This window comes from Rhizobium sp. SG_E_25_P2 (genome assembly GCF_029892285.1).
Classification (GTDB): Bacteria; Pseudomonadota; Alphaproteobacteria; order Rhizobiales; family Rhizobiaceae; genus Rhizobium_E.
In genome coordinates this window covers 138871-161479 of sequence record NZ_JARXVM010000012.1, presented here as the reverse complement: position 1 = coordinate 161479, position 22609 = coordinate 138871, and the positions used below count along the sequence as shown (strand labels likewise).

The window sequence follows — 22609 nt, the reverse complement described above, 5'->3', positions numbered from 1 at the left end:
ACGGTGATCCGGAATCACGACGCGTCGGGATTCCGCCCCTGAGCCAAGAGACGGTGTTCACATGCTCGATATCAAATGGATTCGCGACAATGCAGCGGCGCTCGACGCCGCGCTTTCCAAGCGCGGAGCCGAAGCCCAGTCCGCCACCCTCATCGCGCTCGACGAGACGCGCCGCGCCATCGTCCAGAAGGCGCAGGACATGCAGTCGCGCCGCAACGCCGCCTCCAAGGAGATCGGCGCGGCGATGGGCCAGAAGAACATGGAGCTGGCGGAAAAACTGAAAGCCGAAGTGGCGGCGATCAAGGTCGATCTGCCGGCGGCCGAAGAAGAAGAGCGCCGCATCACCGCCGAACTCAATGACGCGCTGTCGCGCATCCCCAATATTCCGCTCGCCGATGTGCCTGTTGGCAAGGACGAGAACGACAATGTCGTGACCCGGGTGCTGGGCGACAAGCCCCGCTGGAACCATCCCGCCCGGGAGCATTACGAGATCGGCGAAGCGCTCGGCTGGATGGATTTCGAAGGCGCCGCCAAGATCGCCGGCGCGCGCTTCACCATCCTCAAGGGCCAACTGGCCCGTCTCGAACGCGCCATCGGGCAGTTCATGCTCGACACGCATACGATGGAGCATGGCTATCTCGAAGTGCAGCCGCCCTTGATGGTGCGCGACGACGCCATGTATGGCACCGGCCAGCTGCCGAAATTCGCTGAAGACCTGTTCCGCACCACCGATGACCGCTGGCTGATCCCGACGGCGGAAGTGCCGCTCACCAATCTCGTGCGCGAGCAGATCCTCGAACACGATGTCCTGCCGCTGCGCCTGACCGCGCTCACCCCTTGCTTCCGCTCCGAAGCCGGCTCCGCCGGCCGCGACACGCGTGGCATGCTGCGGCAGCATCAGTTCAACAAGGTCGAACTCGTGTCGATCACCGACGCCCAATCCTCGATCGCCGAGCATGAGCGGATGACCGAATGCGCCGAAACCGTGCTCAAGAAGCTCGGCCTGCATTTCCGCACCATGACGCTGTGCACCGGCGACATGGGCTTCGGCTCGCAGAAGACCTATGACATCGAGGTCTGGCTGCCGGGGCAGAACACCTATCGCGAGATCTCGTCCTGCTCCGTCTGCGGCGATTTCCAAGGGCGTCGCATGAATGCGCGTTATCGCGATCGCACGGATAAGTCGGTCAAGTTCGTGCATACGCTGAACGGTTCGGGCACCGCCGTTGGCCGCGCCTTGATCGCCGTGATGGAAAACTATCTCGATGAAGACGGCTCCATCACAATTCCGGATGTGTTGCTGCCCTATATGGGCGGTCTGAAGAAGATCGAGAAAGCGAGCTGAGTCCATGCGGATCCTCCTGACCAATGACGATGGCGTCCATGCCGAAGGGTTGGCGGTGCTGGAACGTATCGCCCGCACGCTGTCGGACGACGTCTGGATCATTGCGCCGGAGACCGATCAGAGCGGGCTTGCGCATTCGCTGACGCTTTCGGAGCCCTTGCGGCTCCGAAAGATTTCGGACAAGCATTTCGCGCTGCGCGGCACGCCGACCGATTGCGTCATCATGGGCTGCAAGGAAGTGCTGCCGGGCAAGCCGGATCTGGTTCTTTCGGGCGTCAATGCCGGCGCCAACATGGCCGACGACGTCACCTATTCCGGCACCATCGCCGGCGCGATCGAGGGTACGCTACAGGGTGTGAAGTCTTTCGCGCTCAGCCAGGCCGCAGCCTATTTCGACGGCGAGCGCGTCACCCCCTGGGAGATCGCCGAGCTCTTCGCCCCGGACCTGATCAGGAAGCTCCTGGACGTCGATATGCCCGCCTGGACGCTGATGAACCTCAACTTCCCCAATTGCGCGCCCTCCGACGTCAAGGGCGTCGAGGTCACGTCGCAGGGCAAGCTCGATTTCGGCGTCAATGTCGAGCGCCGCATCGATGGTCGCGGCTTTCCCTATTACTGGCTGAAATTCGACAATCGGCAGGGTGATTTCCGCGAAGGCACCGATATTCACGCGCTGAAGGCCGACAAGATTTCGGTGACGCCGCTCAAACTCGATCTGACCGATTACAGCCTGCTCGACCGGATCGATCAGGCTCTCAAGGATTCCTGACATGCCGCAGAGCGTGAGCAGCAAGGAAGGTTTTGCCGCTCTCTGCCTCAGGCTGCGCGCCAAGGGCGTCAACAATCCCGATCTGCTCAACGCGATCGAGCAGACGCCTCGTCATTTGTTCGTTCCGTCCGACTTCAGTGGCAACGCCTGGTCATCCAGAACCTTGCCGCTCGAATGCGGCGCGGTGATGGAAGGCGTCGATCTCTCCGCCATCCTCATTGATCTCCTCAAGCTGAAGCCAAGCCATCGCGTGCTGGAAATCGGCACAGGCAGCGGTTTCACCGCCGCCGTGATGGGGCGCATCGCCGAGAGGGTGTTGACCATCGACCGCTACCGCACGCTGGTCAATCTCGCTCAGGAGCGCATGGACAAGCTGGCGCTGCGCAATGTCATCGTCCGCCAGGCCGACGGCAATGTCGGTCTGCAGGGTGAGGGGACGTTCGATCGCATTCTCATCACCGCCGGTTTTTCGGCTTTTCCGCGAATTTACGCGGAACAGCTTGTCTCCGGCGGCGTCATGCTCGCGCCCGTTCTGGGTGAAGACGGCGTCGCCAGGATGATCCGGCTGGTTAAGGCCGGCAGCCGTTTCGAGCGCGAAGATCTGTTTGATACGCCCTTCCAGCCAATCGTGCAGCAGGTGGCGCAGACGCTGTGAGGCAGGGCTTTGAGGCCTTTTGCAAGATATTGTTAAGGTTATCGTTTTCTAGATTTATTTTACTCATTTCCGCGCAGTTAACCGCACGGTAACTCTAACGCGCTTTAATCATAGCTAAGGTAATGCGTTGCACGGGTTGCAGTCATGCGTAGCTATGAAATCGTAAAGTCAAGAATGTCTTCCATCCGTTTGGTTACGGTGATGCTCCTCGCCGGCGCGGCGACGGGTTGCAGTTCGGACGTCACGCGTTTCGACAGCCTGTTCTCCCGCTCGCGGACGGACACGCTGACGACCGCTTCGGTTCCCCATCGGGTCAATGCCGTCAATGGCAAAGTTCCGACGCCCAGGGCCGACATCTCGAAAGGCGATCTCGCCGGCAATGACGCGCTGAACCAGCCATATCCGGATCAGCCTTATGACGCGCTGGCGACCAGCACGGTGCCCCCGGCTGCGTCCCGCGTGCAGCGGGCGGAATTGAGCGCGCCGGGTCAAAGTCCGGAGCGCGTGGCTCTCGCCCAGCCGATGCCGGCGCGCCAGGTGATGACGCTCGACAGCCAGAAGAACGCCGACCCGATCCGCACCGGCAGCGCCCAGTCGATCTGGAAGGTGACCAGTCGCTCGCCGCGCGTCGAGATCAAGAGCGGTCAGACGCTGTCGGGCCTTTCCGCCAAATACGGCGTGCCGCAGCGGGAAATCCTGCGCGCCAACAATATGCAAACCGCAGCCGACCTGAAATATGGCCGCACGGTTGTGATCCCGGTCACCGACACGATGGCCCAGACCATGCCGCCGGCTGTCGAGAGCTCCAAAAAAGTTCCGGTGCCGGGCAAGGCCCCGAGTCAGGAGCAGGCCGCGCTGCCCGCCTCGCTGCAGGACAAAAAGAAGGTGGTCGACGCCAAACTCGCGGACGCCGGAAGCGCCCCGGATGGCGCTGGCTATGTGGTGAAACCCGGCGATTCGCTCGCCAAGATCGCCCGCGCCAACAAGGTCAGCATCGATGCGCTGAAAAAGGCAAACGGGATGGCGGTCGCCGATATCCGCATCGGCCAGAAGCTCGTCATCCCCGCCGCTGGCGCTGTAGCGGCCGACCCGGTCAAGACTGCGGCCGTTCCGGAAGGTCAGGCCGTCAAGCAGGCGACTGCCGCCAAGCCGAAGACCTATACGCCGCCTGCGGCTGAAAAGAGCGTCGCCGAAGTCCAGAAGTCGTCCGACAGTGGCGAAGACGCACCGGACGCCACGGGCATCGGCAAGTTCCGCTGGCCGGTTCGCGGCGCGGTGATCGCCGGCTACGGCCAGAATGTCGAAGGCGCCCGCAACACCGGCATCGATATTTCGGTTCCGGAGGGAACGCCGGTGAAGGCCGCCGAAAACGGCGTCGTGATCTATTCCGGCAGCGGCCTGAAGGATCTCGGCAACACGGTTCTGGTGCGCCACGACGATGGCACCGTCACCGTCTACGGCAATGCGGCTGATCTCAATGTCAAGCGCGGCGACAAGGTGACGCGCGGGCAGGTCATCGCCAATTCCGGCATGAGCGGCGGCGCGAAACGTCCCAAACTGCATTTCGAGGTCCGGCAGAATGCCGTGGCCGTCAACCCGATGACGTTCCTCCAGTAAGTTGTGCGTCGGAGGATCGCGCGTGAGAAGCCCGGCCCCTCAGCCGGGCTTCCTTACGTTTCGGGACCTGCTTGTCAGAGCGTCTGGCGCAGCCGTCCAGCGAGATCCTGGATGAACTGCCAGGCGACGCGACCGGAGCGCGAACCGCGCGTCGTCGCCCATTCCAGCGCCTCCGCATGCAGGCGCTCGCGCTCGACCGTCAGCTTGAAATAGTCGGCATAGCCGTCGATCATCGCGAGATAGTCGTCCTGGCTGCATTTGTGGAAGCCGAGCCACAGGCCGAACCGGTCTGACAGCGACACCTTTTCCTCGACCGCTTCGGACGGATTGATGGCCGTCGACTGTTCGTTTTCGATCATATTGCGCGGCAGAAGATGCCGCCGGTTCGAGGTCGCGTAGAACACGACATTGTCGGGCCGTCCCTCGACGCCGCCATCCAGCGCTGCTTTCAGCGACTTGTAGGAGGTGTCGTCGTGATCGAAGGAGAGGTCGTCGCAGAACAGCACGATGCGCTCGCTGCTGGTCTTCAGGATCTCCATCAGCGCCGGCAGCGTGCCGATGTCCTCGCGGTGCACTTCCACCAGCTTCAGCCGGATGGAGAGGGCGTCGTTTACGGCGGCGTGCACCGCTTTCACCAGCGAGCTCTTGCCCATGCCGCGCGCGCCCCAGAGCAGCACATTGTTGGCCGGATATCCTGCGCCAAACCGCTCGGTGTTGTCGTGCAGGATTGATTTGACGTGATCGACGCCCTTGATCAGCGAGACATCGACGCGATTGGGGCGCGATACAGGTTGAAGAGCAAGGCGTTCCGGCGACCAGACGAAGCAGTCGGCCGCCGTCCAGTCGACTTCAGGCGCTTTGGGGCCGGCGCTGCGTTCGGCGGCGTCGGCCAGTCGTTTCAACTCCGTGAGGATCGCGGCCAGGATTTCGTCGTTCATCGTGTCGCTCCTTTTTTCAGGTGGAGAGGCAGCTAACATGCAGGCCTGGACCCCGAAAGGTCGGAAGCCGGTGAAAACGTCGGTTTACGAAGTGTTATTTCCATCCGTCCTGTTGCATTGACAGGCCATGTTCCTATATTCCGGCGGCCAGAAAACCGGCCGGACCAGGCCGTCTACGTTTCATCGTCGGGAGTATCAAATGATTTTCACGGAAGCCTTCGCGCAGTCGGCAACGTCGCAGTCCTCGCCGCTGGGTGGCGGGTTGGACATTCTTCTTCTCTTCGTGCCGATGATGGTGGTGTTCTATTTCCTGATTTTCCGGCCGCAGCGCCAGCAGGTCAAGAAGCGCGAGGAAATCCTGAAGAACATCCGTCGCGGCGATCAGGTCGTGCTCGGCGGCGGCCTTGTCGCCAAGGTCACCAAGATCACCGAAGGCCAGGATGAGCTCGAAGCCGAAATCGCCGAAGGCGTGAAGGTCCGCGTCGTCCGCGCCATGATCGCGGAAGTCCGCGTCAAGGGCGAGCCAGTGGCCGCCAACAAGCCCTGATAATTTTGACGGCGCGGTTTCCGCGCCGTTTTGCATTTTCGCCTGACGGAACCATATCGAGACGCTCATGCTGTATTTTTCGCGCTGGAAAGCCATCGCCATCTGGCTCGTGACGCTGGTCAGTATCCTGATCGCCACGCCGAACTTCATCCCCAAGGATGTGCTCGCCAGCATGCCGTCCTGGTTCCCGAAGACGACGATGACGCTGGGCCTCGACCTTCAGGGCGGCTCGCATATCATGCTGCAGGTCGAGCGCGGCGACATCGTCAAGGAGCGCATGGAAACCGTGCTCGACGATGTCCGCGGCAACCTTCGCAAGGCCTCCATCGGCTATACCGGCCTCGCCGTGCGTGGCCAGCAGGTGACCTTCAAGCTGCGTGACGCGTCCCAGATCGACGCCGCCAAGGAATCGCTGAAGGATCTCACGCAACTCGTGAGCGTCGGCGGCTTCGCCGGTTCGTCGATTCAGGAAGCCACGGTCAACAACACTGCGGACGGAACCTTCGAGGTGAACCTCACCGATGAAGGCTTGAATTACCGCATCCAGTCCGCCGTGTCTCAGTCGATCGAAGTGGTTCGCCGCCGCGTCGACGAACTCGGCACCACCGAGCCGCTGATTCAGCGCCAGGGCGTCGACCGCATCATCGTGCAGGTTCCCGGTCTCGACGATCCGCAACGCCTCAAGGCCATTCTCAACAAGACCGCGAAGCTGACCTTCCACCTCGTCGACAATTCGATGCCGGTCCAGGAAGCGATGAACGGTCGTCCGCCGGCCAGCTCGGAAATCGTCTATTCCAATGATGATCCGCCGGTTCCCTATCTTCTGCAGAAGCGCGCCATCCTGACCGGTGAAAACCTCGTCGACGCCCAACCGGGCTTCAATCAGGAAAACAACGCCGCCATCGTGTCGTTCCGATTCGATTCGGCCGGCGCGCAGAAATTCGGCCGCATCACTCAGGAGCATGTCGGCGAGCCCTTCGCCATCGTGCTCGACAATCAGGTCATTACGGCCCCTGTCATCAATGAGCCGATCCTTGGCGGCGCCGGTCAGATTTCCGGCAACTTCACTGCCCAGAGCGCGGCCGACCTCGCGGTTCTGCTGCGGGCCGGCGCGCTGCCCGCGACGCTGACCGTTGTCGAAGAACGCACCGTCGGCCCCGGCCTCGGCGCCGACTCGATCCGCGCCGGTTTCATCGCCGGCGTGATCGGCCTGGTCGCAGTGATCGCCTTCATGCAATTCTTCTACGGCACGCTCGGCGCCATCGCCTCGGCCGCCATGGTCATCAACGTGGTGATGATCATCGCCATCCTGTCGATGCTGGGCGCGACGCTGACTTTGCCCGGCATCGCCGGCATCGTCTTGACCATTGGTCAGGCGGTCGACTCCAACGTGTTGTTCTATGAACGCTTCCGGGAAGAGGTGAAGGCGGGCAGGCCGATAACGCAGGCGATGGAAACCGGCTTCAACAAGGCGTTCGGCACCATCATCGACGCCAACCTGACGACGCTGATCGCCGCCGTGATCCTGTTCTATATGGGCTCTGGTCCGGTGCGCGGCTTCGCAATCACCCTGTCGATCGGCATCATCACCACGGTTTTCACCGCCTATACCGTTTCGCGTCTGATGATCTCCATCTGGCTGCGCCGCACGCGTCCCAAGGCGCTGCCGAAGGGCGTGCGCACCGGATTCTTCGATTTTGCCCAGATTCGCTTCATGAGCGTGCGCAAATGGACATTCGGCATTTCGGCCGCGTTGGCCATCGCGTCGGTGGCTGGCGTTGCGACCCAAGGCCTCAATCTCGGCATTGATTTCACCGGCGGCTCGATGATCGAACTGAAGGCGAAGCAGGGCGACGCCAACCTCGCCAATATTCGCGACCGCCTGGGCGAACTCAATCTCGGCGGCGTGCAGGTCCAGGGCTTCGGTGATCCAAGCTCGGTGCTGGTGCGCGTCCAGAGCCAGGAAGCCGGCGAGAACGCCGAACAATCTGCCGTCAACAAGATCCGCGGCGAGTTGAACGACGAATATGATTTCCGCCGCGTGGAAGTGGTGGGGCCGTCGGTATCCGGCGAACTCGCCATGACGGGCGCGATCGGCGTCGGCCTGTCGCTGCTGGCGATCATGGTCTATATCTGGTTCCGGTTCGAATGGCAGTTTGCGCTCGGCGCCATTGTCGCCACCCTGCATGACCTGTTGCTGACCATCGGTCTGTTCGTGTTCACCGGGCTCGAATTCGACATCACCAGTATCGCGGCGATCCTGACCATCGTCGGCTATTCGCTCAACGACACGGTCGTGGTCTATGACCGAATGCGCGAGAATTTGCGGCGATACAAGAAGATGCCGCTCGAACTGCTGATCGACACCTCGATCAACTCGACGCTGTCGCGCACCATCTTGACCTCGGTCACGACGATGATCGCGATCGCGGCGCTGGTGCTGTTTGGTGGCGAGGTCATTCGCGGCTTCACGATTTCGATGCTGTTTGGCGTCGTGGTCGGCACCTTCTCCTCGATCTATATCGCTGCGCCGATCCTCATCCTGTTCAAGCTCCGGTCGGACGCGTTCGACAAGAAGGATGAACAGGACGAGAAGGCCCCCGAAGCGCAGGCGGTGTAAGGCGTGGCCAGAGGCATCATCATCCGCGAACAGCATTTCCCCGGACGGGCGCCGATCGACGCCTATGGCAATGGCGGCTTCCGTTTCGCCGATATGAGCCATCGGGGATCCATTCTGTGCCTGCCTTCGGGCATCTATGGCTGGGATGTCGCTGACGGAGCCGATATCGATGAAGAAAGCCTCGCGCGCGTTTTGTCCGAGGCCGCCGAAATCGAGGTGCTGCTTGTCGGCACCGGAAAGAATCTGATGCCGCTGAAGCGACCTCTGCGCGAGGCGCTGAAGGCGGCGCAGGTTTCCGCCGACCCGATGTCCACGGGCGCGGCGGTGCGCACGTTCAACATTCTGCTCGCCGAAAGCCGCGCGGCTGCAGCCGCGCTGATCGCCGTGGAGTGAACCATGGCCATGGGCCGCATCGAAGCCTATGAGGCGTGCCTGACCACGCTGCGGTCGACCGATCTCGACCGCTATCTCGCCTGTCTGCTCATGCCGGAGGACAAGCGCGGCGCGATCGCGGCGCTTTACGCCTTCAACGCCGAACTGGCGCGGGTGCGCGATATCGTCCGCGACCCCCTGCCAGGCGAGATCCGTCTGCAATGGTGGCGTGATCTCGTGGAGGGACAGGGCGCCGGCGACGCCATGGCCAATCCGCTTGCGGCGGGATTGATCCATGCCATCGAGGAACACAAACTGCCGCGCCCGGCGCTGGCGGCCATGACCGAGGCGCGGATTTTCGATCTCTACGACGATCCGATGGAAAGCCGACGCATGTTCGAAGGCTATGCTGGAGAAACGTCGTCGGCGCTGATCCAGTTGGCGGCGCTGATCCTGGCTCCCGACGCCGCGCCGTCACTCGCCGACGCGGCCGGCCATGCCGGCATCGCGCAACTGGTCGCGGGAACGCTGCTGCTGATGCCGCTGCATCGCCGCCGCGGGCAGGTCTACCTGCCCGCCGACATTCTCGCCGCGACGGGATTGAACGGGCAGGCATTGTTGAAAGGCGAGAGCCCCGCCGTCGTTCATGCGATCACCGCCTTTATCGGCTATGGCCGCGATCATCTGGCGACAGCGCGCGCAGCCGCGAAGGGCAGATTGACGACGCCTGTCGCCGACGCCTTCTTGCCGCTGGCCTTGATTGAGCCCGTGTTCGATCGAGCGGAAAAACTTGGCGCCGGCTGCTTGTCAGAAGCCGTTGTCTCGGCCCAATGGCTCAGAATGTGGCGCCTTTGGCGGGCGCATCGCCGCGCCGCTTTCTGATTCTCCGGTGCATAGCTAGAAAGCTTTACGCTCCGCTAACCCTTTCGGCCCTAAACTGAGCAATCGCATCGGAATTTGGCCGACGGATGAGAGTATGCGTTTTGCGTTCTGTGTCACTTGGAGCCGGCGTCTTCTGACGGCCAGCGTCGCCGTCGCGCTGACATCCTGTTCGGGAGATCTGACGCCGCCAGCCGATATCGGCTCTGAAACCGTCTCCAGCGTCAAGGTAACGCGGCAGACGCGCCAGTCAACATATGCGGCGCCCGGCAATACGGCCCAGACCTCCGAAAATGTCGACATCTATCTCGATCAACCCAATCTCGCCGGTATGGGAGAAACGCCGCAGGATCAGCCGCTGGTGGACGCCGCGTCTGACGCAGATCAGCCCATGCCGTCTGGCCCGCAGGCGATGACGATTCCCGATCAAGGCGTCAACATCGATGACAGTCTCGGCGTCGCGCCGGTCGGTCTTGCCGAAGAGCAGGCCCGCGACATCGCCGAGGGCGACACGGCGCAGCCTGTCGTCGCCGGCGTCGGCACGGATGAACTGGTCGACATGTCCGCCCCCTCGGCGGCAAGCGCCGTGCCGTTCGATCAGGCGGCCCAGGCCAGTGAAATCACCATGCCCACGCGCCGTAAAGAAGCGCCGGAACAGCAGGTCGCTTTCATTCCGCGCTTTTCCGATCCGATGCAGGTTCCCGAATCCTATGGCGGCTTGACCAAGGCCGACAAAGCCTGTCGTCAGGATCTTGAGAAGCTTGGGGTGCGCTTCAAGGAAATTCCCCCTATTTCGGACGGCGCCAGTTGCGGTATCGCCCATCCGATCCTGGTGAGCGGCTTTGCCAGCGGCGTGCAATTGAAGCCCGCCGCCAAACTGAACTGCACTGTCACGCGCGCTTTCGCCAAATGGGTGCGCAACGAACTCGTGCCCGCCGCCCGCTATCGCTATTTCTCGGGCATCAAGACCATCCATCAGATGTCGTCCTATTCCTGCCGCAAGATGAACTCGCGATCGAACAATCCCTGGTCGGAGCATGCGCGCGGCAACGCCATCGATATCGGCAAGTTCATTCTGAACAACGGCAAGGAGATCGATGTCCGCAAGAAGGGCTTCTTTCAATTCCGTGAGAAGGGTCTGTTGAAAACTGTTCGCGAGGACTCCTGCCGCTACTTCACGACCGTGCTCGGCCCTGGCGACCCCTATCATGGCGATCACTTCCATTTCGACATGCGCGCCCGCAAAAAGGGATACCGGCATTGCAGCCTGTGACGCCGCGCCACAATTGTTAAGATTTTATCGTTCGCCATGAATAGTCTTTAATTGCGGCGCGTTATGCTGGCGACAGATAGAGTTTGCCGCCATGACCAAGACATCAGCTTCCAGAATTCACCGAATAGCCAAGCCTACTTTGCTCGCCGCCATGCTTCTTCTGGTTGGGGGCAAGTGGTACGCCTATGTCGCCCATGCCGACAGTCCCTTCGATGATGTCGGCTCAAGCCTCAACGCCATCATGCCCGGGCCGATCAACAGATATGGCTGCGAGATGCTCAAGCAGCGGTTCGGCGATCTGCCCATTCCACCGAAAGGCTGCGACGTGGACGGTGAATGGAAGTAGTCCAAACCTGGTGTTGAGGACGGATTGACCGCGTTTGCGGCTTGTAGCGCGAACCGAAGGGGCTTAGCGGAAGTCTCCAGCCAACAGGAGCCCGCCTATGCCCGATATGTCGGAACTGATCGTCTTTGCCGCAGCTCTCGTCGCCGCAGGCGTCGTCTCAGGCCTTTTGGCGGGCTTGTTCGGCGTAGGCGGCGGGGCCATCCTTGTTCCGGTCTTCTATCAGGTTTATGGTCTCTTGGGCGTCGCCGACGCCGTCAGGACCCATGTCGCGGTCGGTACCTCGCTGGCCATTATCGTGCCCACCTCGATCCGCTCTTTCCGCGCTCACAAGGCCCGCGGCGCCGTCGATATGGAGGTTCTCAAAGGATGGGCGCTGTCCATTCCTGTCGGCGTCGTCGCGGCTGCGCTTGTGGCCGCCTATGTGTCGGGCTGGGAGCTGCGCGCCATTTTCGCCGTTCTTTCCCTGCTGATCGCCATCCGCATGTTCCTCAACCGCCAGAGCTGGCGGCTGGGGGATGACTTGCCTAAGGGCGCGGTGAATGCGGGCGCAGGTTTCGGCATCGGCCTGTTTTCCGGGCTGATGGGCGTCGGCGGCGGCGTCTTGTCGAACCTTTGGATGACGCTGTTCGGACGCAGCGTGCATCAATCGGTCGCCACGGCCTCGGGCGTCGGCGTGCTCATCTCCATCCCCGGCCTGATCGGCTACGTCTGGGCGGGATGGGGCGAGCCGTTCCTGCCGCCGTTCTCGACCGGTTTTGTCAACTGGATCACGGTGGCGCTGGTCATGCCGATGACGTTGCTGGTCGCCCCTTATGGCGTGAAGCTTGCCCATGCGCTCGACAAGCGGCAGTTGGAAATCGGCTTCGGCCTGTTCCTCACCGTCGTGTCGATCCGCTTTTTCGTCAGCCTGACCTGATCAGTCGCGGAGCTTCAACTCGTCGCCTTCAAAAGAGAAGGCGCTAAGCGTTTGCAGGAAGCTCATGCCGAGCAAGCTTTCGGCCATCCGGCCCCGTTCGGCCACGCCGGCGCGGATATTGGTGCGCTCAATGCCGCCGATGCTGAGCGAGGGGATGGTCACCGGCGCCATCATCGCCCGCCCGTTGGCGGTCATGACAGGCGATGTGAAGGAGAGCCCGGCCATGTCGAGGCCGGCGCGTTCTGCGTCTTCATAGGTCAGCGCGATCATGCTCGCGCCGGTATCGACCATCATCGGCACGTTTTTGCCATTGATCGACACTTCGGCCTGGAAATGACCATTGCTGGCCTTGTAGAGCACCACGGTGTTAAAGCCCTGTGCGTCGGTAAAGGTCGAGGCGCGGCCAGGGATCAGGCCGGCGGTCAGCCGCGAGGCCACGTCCTGTGCGTCGTTGCGATAGAGATAGACGGTGACGAGCGCCAGCGCGATGAGCGACCAGATGGCCAGACTGCGCACCGCCTGGCCGAGATTGCGTTGGCTCGCCAACACGCCGGAGCCGATCAGGGCGGCAATCATGCCGTATTTCACCAGTTGGGCGATCTGGTCGCCGTCCATGTTGAAACTGTCTGGCGCCAGCGCCAGGGCGCCGATGAGCAGCAAAAGGCCGACGATGATGGCGATCAACACGCGCTGCATCAGCTAATATTCCCTCGCGCCATCCGTGTGCGGCGCGTCTCGCGGCGCGGTTTGCGCTCCATTGTTTCGAGCCGGGCCGGCAGCGCCGTCATGATGTCGCGGCGTTCCTGGCTGGAATACTGCGTCCAGGCTCCGATTTCCTCGCGGGTCCGCCCGCAGCCGAAACAGTAACCGGTCTTGTCGTCGATGGAACAGACGAGAATGCAGGGGGATTCCATGGCGGACCTTCTGATGCGTATTGCAGCGAATATGGGGATTGTCATGTCAGGAGCGCAAGAGCAAGCAGCGCGGCGATTTCGGACAATTGCTGCGTGGCTCCGATCGTGTCGCCGGTTTGACCGCCAAGGCGGCTTCGGACATAGCGGCTGAAGCCCGCTGTCGCCGCGGCTGCCGCCGCCATTGCGCCGAGCGCCTGGAACGGTCCGGCGAAAGAACCGATCAGCAAGGCGGCGATGATCGCCGCCGAGACGGTGGAGAACAGTGCGCTCGCACCGTCGGGCCCGCCCATCGCCACTGCGAGCCCATCCGTGCGCGCCGGCGGCAAGACGCGCCAGTGCCAGACCATGGCGGCCCGGCTCAAGGCGGCGACGGCGAGCAAGGCCGCCATGCTCGCCAAGGGGCCAATGGCGGCGCAGACAGCCGCGAGCGCGCTTGTCCTGAGACCGTAGGAGAGAATGAGCGCGGCTGCGCCGAACGAGCCAATGCGGCTGTCGCGCATGATGGCGAGCGCCCGGTCACGGTCGCGTGTCGCCCCAAGACCGTCGGCGGCGTCGCTCAATCCGTCCTCATGCAGCGCCCCGGTGGTTCCGCCCATAACGGCCAAGGCCAGGACACTGGCGACCAAAGGCTCGAGGCCGAAAGCAAGCGTGGCGGCGAGCAGCACGCCCGCCGGCGCCGCGACGATAAGCCCCGCCAGTGGGAAGGCCCGCGAGGCCCGCGTCAACGATCCGTCATAGCCATCGAAGAAGCGGGCGGGAACAGGCAGGCGGCTCAGGAAGCCCACGGCGCGCGCGGTGTCCACCAGCAGATTTGCATGCGTCATCAAACTCATTCCTTTGCGACCGGCGGCGGCGTGATGAAGGTTGCCGCCCGCGGCGACTGCGGATAATAGGGACGCATCCGTCGCCGGGAAAGAAAAAACAGGAGACCTGGGTCATGAGCGTGAGCGGCCTGCCATTCGACGATTTTCGCAATCTGATCGTAAATCTGCCCGGTCCTGACAGCATGGCGCTCGCAGCCGCGCGCGATCGCGACAGCCAGCTCACCAAACCGCTGGGCTCGCTCGGCCGGCTCGAGGAAATCGCCTATTGGCTCGCCGCCTGGACAGGCCGCAAGCCCGCCGTTAACAGGCCGTTGGTGGCGATTTTCGCCGGCAATCACGGCGTGACCAAACAGAAGATCACGCCCTATCCGGCTGAAGTCACCAAGCAGATGGTGGCGAATTTCTCCAATGGCGGCGCGGCGATCAACCAGATCTGCGCCACCTATGATCTCGGCCTCAAGGTCTTCGACCTGGCGCTCGATTATCCGACCAACGACATCACCGAGGAGGCGGCGCTTTCCGAGCGCGATTGCGCCGCCACCATGGCATTCGGCATGGAGGCCATCGCTGGCGGCACGGATCTGCTCTGCCTGGGTGAAATGGGTATCGGCAACACCACAATCGCCGCCGCCATCAATCTTGCGCTCTATGGCGGGACGGCTGAGGATTGGGTCGGCCCCGGTACGGGCTCTGAAGGCGAGGTGTTGAAGCGCAAGATCGCCGCTGTCGAGAAGGCCGTCGCGCTGCACAAGGATCATCTCTCCGATCCGCTGGAAATTCTGCGCCGCCTCGGCGGCCGCGAAATCGCCGCCATCGCCGGCGCCATCCTCGCCGCCCGCATGGAACGCATACCGGTGCTGCTCGACGGCTATGTCGTCACTGCCGCCGCCGCCATTCTGAAGGCCGCCAATCCCTCGGCGCTCGATCATTGCCTGATCGGTCACGTGTCTGCTGAACCGGCGCATATGAAGGCGATCGACAAGCTCGGCAAGACGCCGCTTCTGGCGCTCGGCATGCGGTTGGGCGAGGGCTCGGGCGCGGCGTTGGCCGCCGGCATCGTCAAGGCCGCCGCCGCCTGCCATGCGGGCATGGCGACTTTCGATAGCGCAGGCGTCAGCAACAAGGGTTGACGGGCCGATGGGCCGCAACGCAGGCCTCGCAACAGGATCGGCTTGATAAAGGTCATTCGGGCCAGGCGCGATTCGCAGGCGACATGTCCGAGCGAACGCGCGATTGGGGCGACAAGACGGGAGACGCACGATGGAAGCGCCGGAAGAGAAGAAGACGGGTCTGGCGCATCTCTTCGCGGCAGCCAGCTATTCACTGGCTGGCTTCAGGCGTGCGCTTGGGGAATCCGCCTTCCGTCACGAAATGCTGATGTTCGTGGCGGCGCTGGCGCTTTTCGCCGCCGTCGGCGCGACCCTCGCCGAATATCTCATCCTGGTCATTCTCTTCCTGATCCTGTTCGGCTTTGAGGCGCTCAATACGGCGGTGGAAGAGCTCGTTGACCGTGTGTCGCCGGAAGTATCGAAAACCGGCAAGCACGCCAAGGATCTCGGATCCTTCGCGGTGTTCTGCATGCTGGTGTCGGTCGGGCTTTATATGGCCTGGGTCGTTTTCCTGTAGCGGCTCCCGCGCTCGGCGGGGTCAGGATCAGGCGAACGTCTTTTTCTTCCGATCGACAGCAGCGGTCTCCTCGACCGCTGGAAGCGTCTGCAGCACGCGCTTGGCGGGCAGGATGGCGATGCATTCCGTACCTTCGCGCAGCTTGGACTTCAGGTAGAATTGACCATCATGCTTGTGCAGCAGCGCCTGCACGATCGGCAGGCCGAGACCCGTGCCCTGTTCGGCGCTTTTGATGGCGATGGAGCCTTGGCCGAAAGCCGACAGCACGACGGGAATTTCCTCTTCGGCAATTCCCGGGCCATTGTCCTTGATGGACACATATTGGCCACCCGAGGCGGTCCAGCCCGCCTTGACGACGATCTCGCCGCCTTGCGGGGTGAATTTCACCGCGTTGGACAGGATGTTGAGGATGATCTGGCGCACCGCCTTTTCATCGGCCCAGATCGACGGCATGGAAGGTTCATATTGCTCGACGACGCGGATCGATTTGGACTTTGCCCGGAGCTGCACCATGCCGATGCAATCTTCGGTGATGTCGACCAGCTGCACGGCTTCTTCGTTGAGCTGGTAGCGGCCGGCCTCGATGCGGGAGAGATCGAGAATTTCGTTGATGAGGTTGAGGAGATGCTGGCCCGACGTATGGATGTCGGCGACATATTCCTTGTAGGTCGGGTTGTTGAGCGGCCCGAGGACTTCAGTGGCCATCACTTCCGAAAAGCCGAGAATCGCGTTGAGCGGCGTGCGCAGCTCGTGTGACATCGATGCGAGAAAACGCGATTTGGCCAGATTGGCCTCTTCAGCGCGGCGACGGGCTTCGTCAGACATCGATTTCGCCACTTCGAGCTCGGCGATCAGGTCGTCTTTTTCCGATTGGAACGACATCACCTGGATATTGGAGCTGTAGAGCCTGTTGGTGATGAACACGAAGAACACCAGAGACATGGTAAACACCGCCGTCAAGGCGAGATCTGTCGCCGCGCGCGACTGAAATCCGCCATAGGCGAGAGCGACCACGACAGGCAGAAAAGTGTAAAGGGTCGCGCCCCGCAGCATGGATTGCGCCATCGACGTGGCGGACAATGCGAGAATAAGAACGGCGCTCTTGAAGTAGAAATAGGAATCGACGGTGCAGGCGGAACAATCGATGACCGCGAACCACGCCCAGCACAGACCGACTGGCGCCTGTGCGGCGATCAGCGCCCGACGCCATCGTTGCACATTTTCATGGGTGATGCCGCTGCGTTGCGCCCGCCTCGAAACAAACAGCTGCAGGGAATGAACCGCGAGACTGGCCAGCATCCAGCTGAACAGATTGACGCCGGTGAAAACGGAATTGGCGATAAGACTGATGACGATGGCGAACAGCGGCAAGGCAGCCGCGCTATACTGGATCGACGACAGGTGCAGGGCGAGCAATTCCTTGTCGAAGGAATTGCCGACAGAAGCGTTGGTCTGCAGCCGTTCACGCGTGGTTTTCACCGCCCGCGCCACGTCCTTATTCCGGGACACGCGGGATCGATCCACGATGATCTTGTCTGGAGACAAACTTGCTTTCTGACTCATGACCTGAAACTGGCACACGCAATTACGGGGGTGAGATTATCACTCATTCGTTAAAAAGATGCTGCCTCGCTAAGCATTTGTTTGCCATGCCGCATTCGGCCGCTACAGGTTGCCGTGGAATCCATTGAGATGAAAAAATGAGACTCGTCAGGGACTTGCTCCTTACATTCTGCTTTTTATGTCTGCTGGGCCTGGTCGCGCTCAAGCTGGGGCAGGACGAGGCGGAGCGCCTCGGCGGCTCTTTCAGGGTCGTGGATGGCGACAGTCTCGACCTCGATGGCCGCAAACTCAGGCTCCGGGCGATCGACGCCCCGGAACTCGCCCAGACCTGTTTTCGCGGCGGAAGGGCTTGGCCGTGCGGAGCCGAAGCGCGGGACGCCTTGCGCAAACTCATTGCCCAGCGTGGCGTCATATGCTCGGGTGGACGCGAGGATAAATATCGCCGGCTGCTTGTCGACTGCGATGCCGCCGGCGAGGATGTCAACGCCGCCATGGTCTGGTCCGGCATGGCCGTTGCTTTCGGCGGGTTTCGCACCGAGGAGGAGGACGCGCGACAGGCGCGGCGGGGCGTGTGGGCGGGAGAGTTCGAACGTCCGGCGGATTGGCGCAAGGGGCATCGGCACGCGATGTCCGAGGAGCAGGAACATGGCGGCTCCTTCCTTGCGCGGTTTTTCGACCTTCCATAAATATTGGGCAGGCCCGCCGCCGCGCGGCGTCTGCTGAAACGCCAGCGCAGGGTAGTGGAATGAAACTCTATGATTCCGATTGGGCGCCCAATCCGCGCCGGGTGCAGTGTTTTCTCGCCGAAAAAGGCGTGACGATCCCGCGTATTCACGTCGATCTCAAATCCGGCGCCCACTTGCATGCCGATTTCGCGCGCATCAATCCGCTGCATCGCGTTCCGGTTCTGGAGTTAGATGACGGCGCGCATATTTCGGAGTCGGTGGCCATCTGCCGCTATGTCGAGGAGATTCATCCCGAGCCTCCCTTGTTCGGGCGCGACGCTCGCGAGAGGGCGCTGGTGGAAATGTGGAACAGGCGCGTCGAACTCGGTCTGTTTTCCCATGTCGGGGCCGCCTTTCGCCATGGCCATCCCGGCATGGCCGTGGCCGAACAGCCGCAGATCAAGGAATGGGCCGAAGCGAACCGGCCCAAAGCTCTCGACGCCATGCGTTTCCTCGACCGGCATCTGGATGGGCGCAACTGGCTGCTCGACGACTATTTTTCCATCGCCGACATCACGCTGCTGGTCGCCTTTGACTTCATGAAAGCAGCGCGGCTGTCCTGTCCCGACGAATATGGCGCGCTGATCGCCTGGCGGGATCGGATCGGCGCGCGTCCCTGCGCGACGGCGCGGTGACGCGGGAAATCGAAGCGCTTGCAGCGGAGATCGCCCGCTGTCGTCTCTGTCGAGACGCGCCTGCAGGCGGGATCGAGCGGCGATTGCCGCATGAGCCGCGCCCGGTGGCGGTGCTGTCGGCCAAGGCGCGCATTCTGATCGCGGGGCAGGCGCCGGGGTTGCGCGTGCATGAAAGCGGCCTGCCGTTCAACGACGCCTCGGGAGACCGGCTGCGCGACTGGCTGGGCGTCGACCGGGAACAATTTTACAATCCCGATAATTTCGCCATCCTGCCGATGGGCTTTTGTTTTCCGGGCTATGATCGCCATGGTTCGGATCTGCCGCCGCGGAGGGAATGCGCGCCGCTCTGGCGCGACCGCGCCCTGTCGGTTATGCCGCAGATCGAACTGGTTCTTGCCATCGGCGCGCACGCGCAGGCTCGGCATCTCGGACGGAAGGCGCCGATGACCGAAACAGTGCGCGACTGGCGGCGGCCTGTCGAGCAAGGCGTTCTGCCGCTGCCGCATCCGAGCTGGCGCAATACCGGCTGGCTGAAGCGCAATCCCTGGTTCGAGATGGACCTGCTGCCAGAACTGCGCACAGTCGTTTCCCGGTGGATTGTCTGATTGCTCGACTGTCTTTTTTTGGGAAACATGCAATTATGCGAAAAATTATTCCACTGGAGGCGTGAATGGACCGGCTCGATAGAAAAATCTTGAGACTTCTTCAGGAGGACTCCACGCTCGCCGTGGCGGATCTCGCCAAGAAGGTCGGTCTTTCCACCACGCCCTGCTGGCGTCGCATCCAGAAGATGGAGGAGGACGGCGTCATCAAGCGGCGTGTGGCCATTCTCGATCCGGTAAGGGTCAACACCAAGGTCACCGTATTTGTGTCGATCCGCACCAATTCCCATTCGATCGAATGGCTGAAGCGTTTTTCCGAAGTGATCGCCGAATTTCCCGAAGTGGTCGAATTCTACCGTATGAGCGGCGATGTCGACTATCTCCTGCGGGTGGTGGTGCCGGATATCGCCGCCTACGACGCCTTCTACAAGCGCATGATCGCCAAGATCGAGATCCGTGACGTCTCCTCGGTCTTCGCCATGGAGCAGATCAAATACACGACCGAATTGCCGCTGGATTACATGATCCTCGAACAGCCCAAGAATCACGAGGAATAATCAGTCGCGCTTCGCGAGGCGCTTGTAGACCGCCTCGCTCTCCAGTTCGCGAACTGCGTCCTTGCCGATCCAGCGGGCGGTCTTGTCTTCGCTTTCGGCAAGATGTTCGGCGAGCGCCAGCGCCGCCGCATGGCAGGCGCGGTTGCGTTTGCCGATTTGCCGGAGCGCCCAGTTCACCGCCTTGCGAACGAAATTGCGCGGATCGCGGGCCTGCGCCTCGACATGGACGAGCCAGCCAGTGACATCGTCGTCCGCCAAAGCCTTCTGATGCACCGCGCCCCAGCAGATCATCGAAAACGCCATGCGGCGAACGAATTCGCGGTCATCGCCGGCGAATTCGGCAATCAGCATCGGTCCATGCCCGGCGCGCATGATCGGTTCGTTGACGCAATCGACCAGTTCCCAGGAATTGCAGTCCGCCGCCCAGGCGCTCGCCTGATCGATGGACATCAGTCTTGGCTCTTCGGTGAGAGCGGCGAGCAGCCGCGCCTCGCGAATGCCGCTGGCCCACAAGGCCAAAGCGCGGTCATGATTGCGGCCGATCTTACGGCTCAACGCCCGGAGATCGGGGTTGGAGACGCCAATCGCCGTCTCCGTAACGATGCCGAACCGCGCCATGCTGGCGACAGCGTCGGGATTGGCCATCGCCCTGAGCGCGGCGATGACCTCGTTTGCGTCGGATGTTTTGGCGAGCCCGCTCATTTCTCCAGACGGGCGAGCAGCGACGAGGTGTCCCAGCGATTGCCGCCCATGGCCTGCACATCGCCGTAGAACTGGTCCACCAGCGCCGTCACCGGCAGTTTTGCGCCGTTGCGACGGGCTTCGTTGAGGCAGATGCCGAGATCCTTGCGCATCCAGTCGATGGCGAAACCGAAATCGAACTTGCCTTCGTTCATGGTCTTGTGGCGGTTTTCCATCTGCCAGGAGCCGGCGGCGCCCTTGGAGATCACGCTGACCAGGTTTTCGACGTCCAGTCCGGCCTTCTTGGCGAAATGAATACCCTCGGCGAGGCCCTGAACGAGCCCGGCGATGCAGATCTGGTTGACCATTTTGGCGAGCTGCCCTGATCCAGCCGGGCCCATCAGACCGACCATGCGGGCATAGGCGTCGATCACAGGCTTGGCGCGCTCGAACACGTCAGGCTTGCCGCCGCACATCACTGTCAGCACGCCGTTTTCCGCGCCGGCCTGGCCGCCGGAGACGGGCGCGTCGATGAAGAAACAGCCGCGCGCTTCCGCCGCCGCTTCGAGTTCGCGGGCGACTTCGGCGCTTGCCGTGGTGTTGTCGATCAGGATGGCGCCGGGCTTCATCGTCGACAGGCAGCCATCGGGACCGGTGGTCACGGAGCGCAGGTCGTCGTCATTGCCGACGCAGGTGAAGACGAAATCCGCGTCCTTCGCCGCTTCCGCCGGCGTGAGCGCAAAAGCGCCGCCAAACTGGGCCGCCCATTTCTCCGCTTTTGCCGTGGTGCGGTTATAGACCGTCACCTCATGGCCGCCCTTGACCATGAGATGGCCCGCCATGGGATAGCCCATTACCCCAAGCCCGATAAACGCCGCCTTCGCCATGAAAAAACTCCCGCAAGTCTGATGAACTGCGGGAGGTTTAGAGGATTGGAAGAGGTTGGGAAAGGGCGGATTGCACCCGATCAGGCAGTCTGAGAACAATCAGTCGGCGCGCTTCTTCGCCGTCACCAGATGCCCCGCGATCGGCGCGCCGTCCTCCAGCCGCACCGTGATGTCCACGATCTCGACCAGGTCGAAGCCGGCTCCATCGAGCGCGCGCGTCACATAGGCGCTGGAATGGGCGAAACGCTGGTGGGGGCCGACCATGAAATCGCGACCTTGCAGCGTGTCCTCGGGCAGCGTCTCGGAGGAGAAGATGAAATGGCCGCCGGCGGTCATATTGTCGGCGACGCCGAAGAATAGTTCTTCGAGAAAGCCGAGATAGGGCAGCACGTCGGTGGCGGTGACGAGATCGAAGGGACCGTCGTCGTTGTCTTCGAGATAGTCCGCGGCCTCTGAGACATAGAGCGTCTCGTAGAGATCCTTCTCATGGGCGATCTCGACCATGTTTTCGGAAATATCGAGGCCGGTGATGTCCTCTACGATATCGCGCAGCGCGCCGCCGGTGAGGCCCGTGCCGCAGCCGAGATCGAGCATTTTCTTGAACGGGCCAAGGCCGAGCGCCTGGATGCGCTGGCGCGAAAGCATCGGCACGCAATATTCGAGCTGATCGACCAGAATGCTCTCGAATGCTTCGGCATGCTGGTCAAACAGCGTGGCGACATAGGCGTCGGGCGCTTTCGGCGGGATTTCGCCCAGGCCCATCGAGGCGAGACGGACGGCCGCGCCGCCGTGATCGTCGGGATCGAGCGCCAGAACCTTTTTATAGGCTTCGGCCGCTTCAGTGAACTGGCCCAATTTTTCCAGCGACAGCGCCAGATTATAGGCGTCCGCGAGCGCCTGTTCGTCGATCTTTTTCTTGTTCTTGGCCATCACTCGCTGTCCTTCGCCCGTGTTCAGGGGCTCATACGGCTGATGGCCGGTAAAATCAATGCAGGATCATCTCGCCTTTCAGCGCCCGCCATTCCGTCGGCGTGATCAGCCGGTTATGGACATAGCGGACCGAATGCAGCGCGCCGTCGAGCTTCGCCCGCCAGAAGGCAAGAAAACTCATCATTTCGGGAAAGTCGGGCGCCAGATCGTAATGCTGCCAGACATAGCTTTGCAGCAGGCTCGGATGATCGGGCAGGCGATAGATGATTTCGGCTGTGGTCAGGCCGTAGCCTTTGAGCCGCATGTCGAGTTCTTGATGCATGGCAATCTCTTATGTTTGAGTTCCCTGAGCTTGCCGTTCCATTGAACGCCCTCTTGGTTGACCAAA

26 protein-coding genes are annotated in these 22609 nt (G+C 62.1%); 17 read left to right on the top strand and 9 right to left on the bottom strand.

The annotated features are described in order from the left end of the window. Nucleotides 1–61: 61 nt before the first annotated feature. From serS to M2360_RS17340, 4 genes are all read left to right on the top strand, one after another. Entirely contained in the window at nucleotides 62–1345 is a 1284-nt protein-coding gene (gene serS / locus M2360_RS17355) for a serine--tRNA ligase (RefSeq protein WP_280776523.1), read from the top strand. 4 nt (nucleotides 1346–1349) lie between these two features. Continuing rightward, nucleotides 1350–2114, top strand: a complete 765-nt coding sequence (surE, locus tag M2360_RS17350; RefSeq protein ID WP_280776522.1) for a 5'/3'-nucleotidase SurE — start codon at nucleotides 1350–1352, stop codon at nucleotides 2112–2114. 1 nt (nucleotide 2115) lies between these two features. Beyond that, complete coding sequence (locus M2360_RS17345) at nucleotides 2116–2769, top strand: protein-L-isoaspartate(D-aspartate) O-methyltransferase (protein WP_280776521.1); 654 nt, start codon at nucleotides 2116–2118, stop codon at nucleotides 2767–2769. A gap of 174 nt (nucleotides 2770–2943) precedes the next feature. Next, nucleotides 2944–4386: a LysM peptidoglycan-binding domain-containing M23 family metallopeptidase gene (locus M2360_RS17340; RefSeq protein ID WP_280776520.1), complete on the top strand. Its 1443-nt coding sequence runs from the start codon at nucleotides 2944–2946 to the stop codon at nucleotides 4384–4386. A gap of 74 nt (nucleotides 4387–4460) precedes the next feature. Here the strand turns inward: M2360_RS17340 and M2360_RS17335 are convergent, their stop codons facing one another. Next, complete coding sequence (locus M2360_RS17335) at nucleotides 4461–5324, bottom strand: ATP-binding protein (protein WP_280776519.1); 864 nt, start codon at nucleotides 5322–5324, stop codon at nucleotides 4461–4463. A 199-nt stretch (nucleotides 5325–5523) separates the two neighbouring features. Here M2360_RS17335 and yajC point away from each other — a divergent pair, with 199 nt between their 5' ends. The 7 genes from yajC (at nucleotide 5524) to M2360_RS17300 (ending at nucleotide 12277) form a co-directional block, all read left to right on the top strand. Further along, on the top strand, nucleotides 5524–5871 hold the full coding sequence (gene yajC / locus M2360_RS17330) for a preprotein translocase subunit YajC (protein WP_280776518.1): 348 nt from the start codon (nucleotides 5524–5526) through the stop codon (nucleotides 5869–5871). Between the two features lie 67 nt (nucleotides 5872–5938). Beyond that, complete coding sequence (gene secDF / locus M2360_RS17325; protein WP_280776517.1) at nucleotides 5939–8491, top strand: protein translocase subunit SecDF; 2553 nt, start codon at nucleotides 5939–5941, stop codon at nucleotides 8489–8491. 3 nt (nucleotides 8492–8494) lie between these two features. Then, nucleotides 8495–8884, top strand: a complete 390-nt coding sequence (locus M2360_RS17320) for an Mth938-like domain-containing protein (RefSeq protein WP_280776516.1) — start codon at nucleotides 8495–8497, stop codon at nucleotides 8882–8884. A 9-nt stretch (nucleotides 8885–8893) separates the two neighbouring features. Next, a complete protein-coding gene (locus M2360_RS17315; protein WP_280776556.1) occupies nucleotides 8894–9745 on the top strand; it encodes a phytoene/squalene synthase family protein in 852 nt (283 codons plus the stop codon). Nucleotides 9746–9839: 94 nt separating this feature from the next. Beyond that, nucleotides 9840–11015 (top strand): extensin family protein, encoded by a 1176-nt coding sequence (locus M2360_RS17310; RefSeq protein ID WP_280776515.1) that lies wholly within the window; start codon nucleotides 9840–9842, stop codon nucleotides 11013–11015. 91 nt (nucleotides 11016–11106) lie between these two features. Beyond that, complete coding sequence (locus M2360_RS17305) at nucleotides 11107–11361, top strand: hypothetical protein (protein WP_280776514.1); 255 nt, start codon at nucleotides 11107–11109, stop codon at nucleotides 11359–11361. 97 nt (nucleotides 11362–11458) lie between these two features. Then, entirely contained in the window at nucleotides 11459–12277 is an 819-nt protein-coding gene (locus M2360_RS17300) for a sulfite exporter TauE/SafE family protein (protein WP_280776513.1), read from the top strand. Here the strand turns inward: M2360_RS17300 and M2360_RS17295 are convergent, their stop codons facing one another. The 3 genes from M2360_RS17295 to M2360_RS17285 are packed head-to-tail and all read right to left on the bottom strand — an operon-like array spanning nucleotide 12278 to nucleotide 14015. After that, nucleotides 12278–12973: a TIGR02281 family clan AA aspartic protease gene (locus M2360_RS17295; protein WP_280776512.1), complete on the bottom strand. Its 696-nt coding sequence runs from the start codon at nucleotides 12971–12973 to the stop codon at nucleotides 12278–12280. Beyond that, nucleotides 12973–13191 (bottom strand): DUF1289 domain-containing protein, encoded by a 219-nt coding sequence (locus M2360_RS17290; protein ID WP_280776511.1) that lies wholly within the window; start codon nucleotides 13189–13191, stop codon nucleotides 12973–12975. The genes M2360_RS17295 and M2360_RS17290 overlap by 1 nt, the downstream gene beginning before the upstream one ends. A 41-nt stretch (nucleotides 13192–13232) precedes the next feature. After that, nucleotides 13233–14015: an adenosylcobinamide-GDP ribazoletransferase gene (locus M2360_RS17285; RefSeq protein ID WP_280776510.1), complete on the bottom strand. Its 783-nt coding sequence runs from the start codon at nucleotides 14013–14015 to the stop codon at nucleotides 13233–13235. A 113-nt stretch (nucleotides 14016–14128) separates the two neighbouring features. Between M2360_RS17285 and cobT the strand changes: the two genes are divergently transcribed. Then, nucleotides 14129–15145: a nicotinate-nucleotide--dimethylbenzimidazole phosphoribosyltransferase gene (cobT, locus tag M2360_RS17280; protein WP_280776509.1), complete on the top strand. Its 1017-nt coding sequence runs from the start codon at nucleotides 14129–14131 to the stop codon at nucleotides 15143–15145. Nucleotides 15146–15275: 130 nt separating this feature from the next. Continuing rightward, nucleotides 15276–15641, top strand: a complete 366-nt coding sequence (locus M2360_RS17275; RefSeq protein ID WP_280776508.1) for a diacylglycerol kinase — start codon at nucleotides 15276–15278, stop codon at nucleotides 15639–15641. A gap of 27 nt (nucleotides 15642–15668) precedes the next feature. Here M2360_RS17275 and M2360_RS17270 read toward each other — a convergent pair whose 3' ends face one another. Then, the gene (locus tag M2360_RS17270) at nucleotides 15669–17204 is read right to left on the bottom strand and encodes a HAMP domain-containing sensor histidine kinase (protein ID WP_280776507.1); all 1536 of its coding nucleotides are present in this window, start codon (nucleotides 17202–17204) and stop codon (nucleotides 15669–15671) included. A 137-nt stretch (nucleotides 17205–17341) separates the two neighbouring features. On the opposite strand from M2360_RS17270, the gene M2360_RS17265 reads away from it, so the two are divergent. The 4 genes from M2360_RS17265 to M2360_RS17250 all read left to right on the top strand — a co-directional run bounded on the left by M2360_RS17265 (nucleotide 17342) and on the right by M2360_RS17250 (nucleotide 19723). After that, nucleotides 17342–17890, top strand: coding sequence for a thermonuclease family protein (locus M2360_RS17265; RefSeq protein WP_280776506.1), 549 nt, complete (start codon nucleotides 17342–17344; stop codon nucleotides 17888–17890). A 59-nt stretch (nucleotides 17891–17949) separates the two neighbouring features. After that, nucleotides 17950–18564: a glutathione S-transferase gene (locus M2360_RS17260; protein ID WP_280776505.1), complete on the top strand. Its 615-nt coding sequence runs from the start codon at nucleotides 17950–17952 to the stop codon at nucleotides 18562–18564. Beyond that, a complete protein-coding gene (locus M2360_RS17255; protein WP_280776504.1) occupies nucleotides 18561–19169 on the top strand; it encodes a uracil-DNA glycosylase family protein in 609 nt (202 codons plus the stop codon). Before M2360_RS17260 ends, M2360_RS17255 begins: the two co-directional genes overlap by 4 nt. 65 nt (nucleotides 19170–19234) lie before the next feature. Next, the gene (locus M2360_RS17250; RefSeq protein ID WP_280776503.1) at nucleotides 19235–19723 is read left to right on the top strand and encodes an Lrp/AsnC family transcriptional regulator; all 489 of its coding nucleotides are present in this window, start codon (nucleotides 19235–19237) and stop codon (nucleotides 19721–19723) included. On the opposite strand, the gene M2360_RS17245 is transcribed toward M2360_RS17250, so the two are convergent. The 4 genes from M2360_RS17245 to M2360_RS17230 are packed head-to-tail and all read right to left on the bottom strand — an operon-like array spanning nucleotide 19724 to nucleotide 22543. Then, on the bottom strand, nucleotides 19724–20425 hold the full coding sequence (locus M2360_RS17245; protein ID WP_280776502.1) for a DNA alkylation repair protein: 702 nt from the start codon (nucleotides 20423–20425) through the stop codon (nucleotides 19724–19726). Continuing rightward, nucleotides 20422–21390, bottom strand: coding sequence for an NAD(P)-dependent oxidoreductase (locus M2360_RS17240; RefSeq protein ID WP_280776501.1), 969 nt, complete (start codon nucleotides 21388–21390; stop codon nucleotides 20422–20424). Before M2360_RS17240 ends, M2360_RS17245 begins: the two co-directional genes overlap by 4 nt. Next, the gene (locus M2360_RS17235) at nucleotides 21391–22221 is read right to left on the bottom strand and encodes a methyltransferase domain-containing protein (RefSeq protein ID WP_280776500.1); all 831 of its coding nucleotides are present in this window, start codon (nucleotides 22219–22221) and stop codon (nucleotides 21391–21393) included. It lies immediately after the preceding gene. A gap of 55 nt (nucleotides 22222–22276) precedes the next feature. Continuing rightward, nucleotides 22277–22543 carry an aspartate-semialdehyde dehydrogenase gene (locus M2360_RS17230; protein ID WP_280776499.1) on the bottom strand — a complete coding sequence of 89 codons (267 nt, stop codon included), beginning with the start codon at nucleotides 22541–22543 and terminating at the stop codon, nucleotides 22277–22279. Nucleotides 22544–22609 lie beyond the last annotated feature (66 nt).

What these genes read in the sequence shown, in the direction of transcription:
- surE (WP_280776522.1), top strand. Translation starts at nt 1,350, where the DNA reads ATGCGGATCCTCCTGACCAATGACGATGGCGTCCATGCCGAAGGGTTG.
- M2360_RS17260 (WP_280776505.1), top strand. Translation starts at nt 17,950, where the DNA reads ATGAAACTCTATGATTCCGATTGGGCGCCCAATCCGCGCCGGGTGCAG.
- M2360_RS17245 (WP_280776502.1), bottom strand. Translation starts at nt 20,425, where the DNA reads ATGAGCGGGCTCGCCAAAACATCCGACGCAAACGAGGTCATCGCCGCG.
- M2360_RS17275 (WP_280776508.1), top strand. Translation starts at nt 15,276, where the DNA reads ATGGAAGCGCCGGAAGAGAAGAAGACGGGTCTGGCGCATCTCTTCGCG.
- M2360_RS17305 (WP_280776514.1), top strand. Translation starts at nt 11,107, where the DNA reads ATGACCAAGACATCAGCTTCCAGAATTCACCGAATAGCCAAGCCTACT.
- yajC (WP_280776518.1), top strand. Translation starts at nt 5,524, where the DNA reads ATGATTTTCACGGAAGCCTTCGCGCAGTCGGCAACGTCGCAGTCCTCG.
- M2360_RS17335 (WP_280776519.1), bottom strand. Translation starts at nt 5,324, where the DNA reads ATGAACGACGAAATCCTGGCCGCGATCCTCACGGAGTTGAAACGACTG.
- M2360_RS17315 (WP_280776556.1), top strand. Translation starts at nt 8,894, where the DNA reads ATGGGCCGCATCGAAGCCTATGAGGCGTGCCTGACCACGCTGCGGTCG.
- M2360_RS17295 (WP_280776512.1), bottom strand. Translation starts at nt 12,973, where the DNA reads ATGCAGCGCGTGTTGATCGCCATCATCGTCGGCCTTTTGCTGCTCATC.
- M2360_RS17250 (WP_280776503.1), top strand. Translation starts at nt 19,235, where the DNA reads ATGGACCGGCTCGATAGAAAAATCTTGAGACTTCTTCAGGAGGACTCC.
- cobT (WP_280776509.1), top strand. Translation starts at nt 14,129, where the DNA reads ATGAGCGTGAGCGGCCTGCCATTCGACGATTTTCGCAATCTGATCGTA.
- serS (WP_280776523.1), top strand. Translation starts at nt 62, where the DNA reads ATGCTCGATATCAAATGGATTCGCGACAATGCAGCGGCGCTCGACGCC.
- M2360_RS17345 (WP_280776521.1), top strand. Translation starts at nt 2,116, where the DNA reads ATGCCGCAGAGCGTGAGCAGCAAGGAAGGTTTTGCCGCTCTCTGCCTC.
- secDF (WP_280776517.1), top strand. Translation starts at nt 5,939, where the DNA reads ATGCTGTATTTTTCGCGCTGGAAAGCCATCGCCATCTGGCTCGTGACG.
- M2360_RS17310 (WP_280776515.1), top strand. Translation starts at nt 9,840, where the DNA reads ATGCGTTTTGCGTTCTGTGTCACTTGGAGCCGGCGTCTTCTGACGGCC.
- M2360_RS17285 (WP_280776510.1), bottom strand. Translation starts at nt 14,015, where the DNA reads ATGACGCATGCAAATCTGCTGGTGGACACCGCGCGCGCCGTGGGCTTC.
- M2360_RS17230 (WP_280776499.1), bottom strand. Translation starts at nt 22,543, where the DNA reads ATGCATCAAGAACTCGACATGCGGCTCAAAGGCTACGGCCTGACCACA.
- M2360_RS17235 (WP_280776500.1), bottom strand. Translation starts at nt 22,221, where the DNA reads ATGGCCAAGAACAAGAAAAAGATCGACGAACAGGCGCTCGCGGACGCC.
- M2360_RS17270 (WP_280776507.1), bottom strand. Translation starts at nt 17,204, where the DNA reads ATGAGTCAGAAAGCAAGTTTGTCTCCAGACAAGATCATCGTGGATCGA.
- M2360_RS17265 (WP_280776506.1), top strand. Translation starts at nt 17,342, where the DNA reads ATGAGACTCGTCAGGGACTTGCTCCTTACATTCTGCTTTTTATGTCTG.
- M2360_RS17340 (WP_280776520.1), top strand. Translation starts at nt 2,944, where the DNA reads ATGTCTTCCATCCGTTTGGTTACGGTGATGCTCCTCGCCGGCGCGGCG.
- M2360_RS17300 (WP_280776513.1), top strand. Translation starts at nt 11,459, where the DNA reads ATGCCCGATATGTCGGAACTGATCGTCTTTGCCGCAGCTCTCGTCGCC.
- M2360_RS17290 (WP_280776511.1), bottom strand. Translation starts at nt 13,191, where the DNA reads ATGGAATCCCCCTGCATTCTCGTCTGTTCCATCGACGACAAGACCGGT.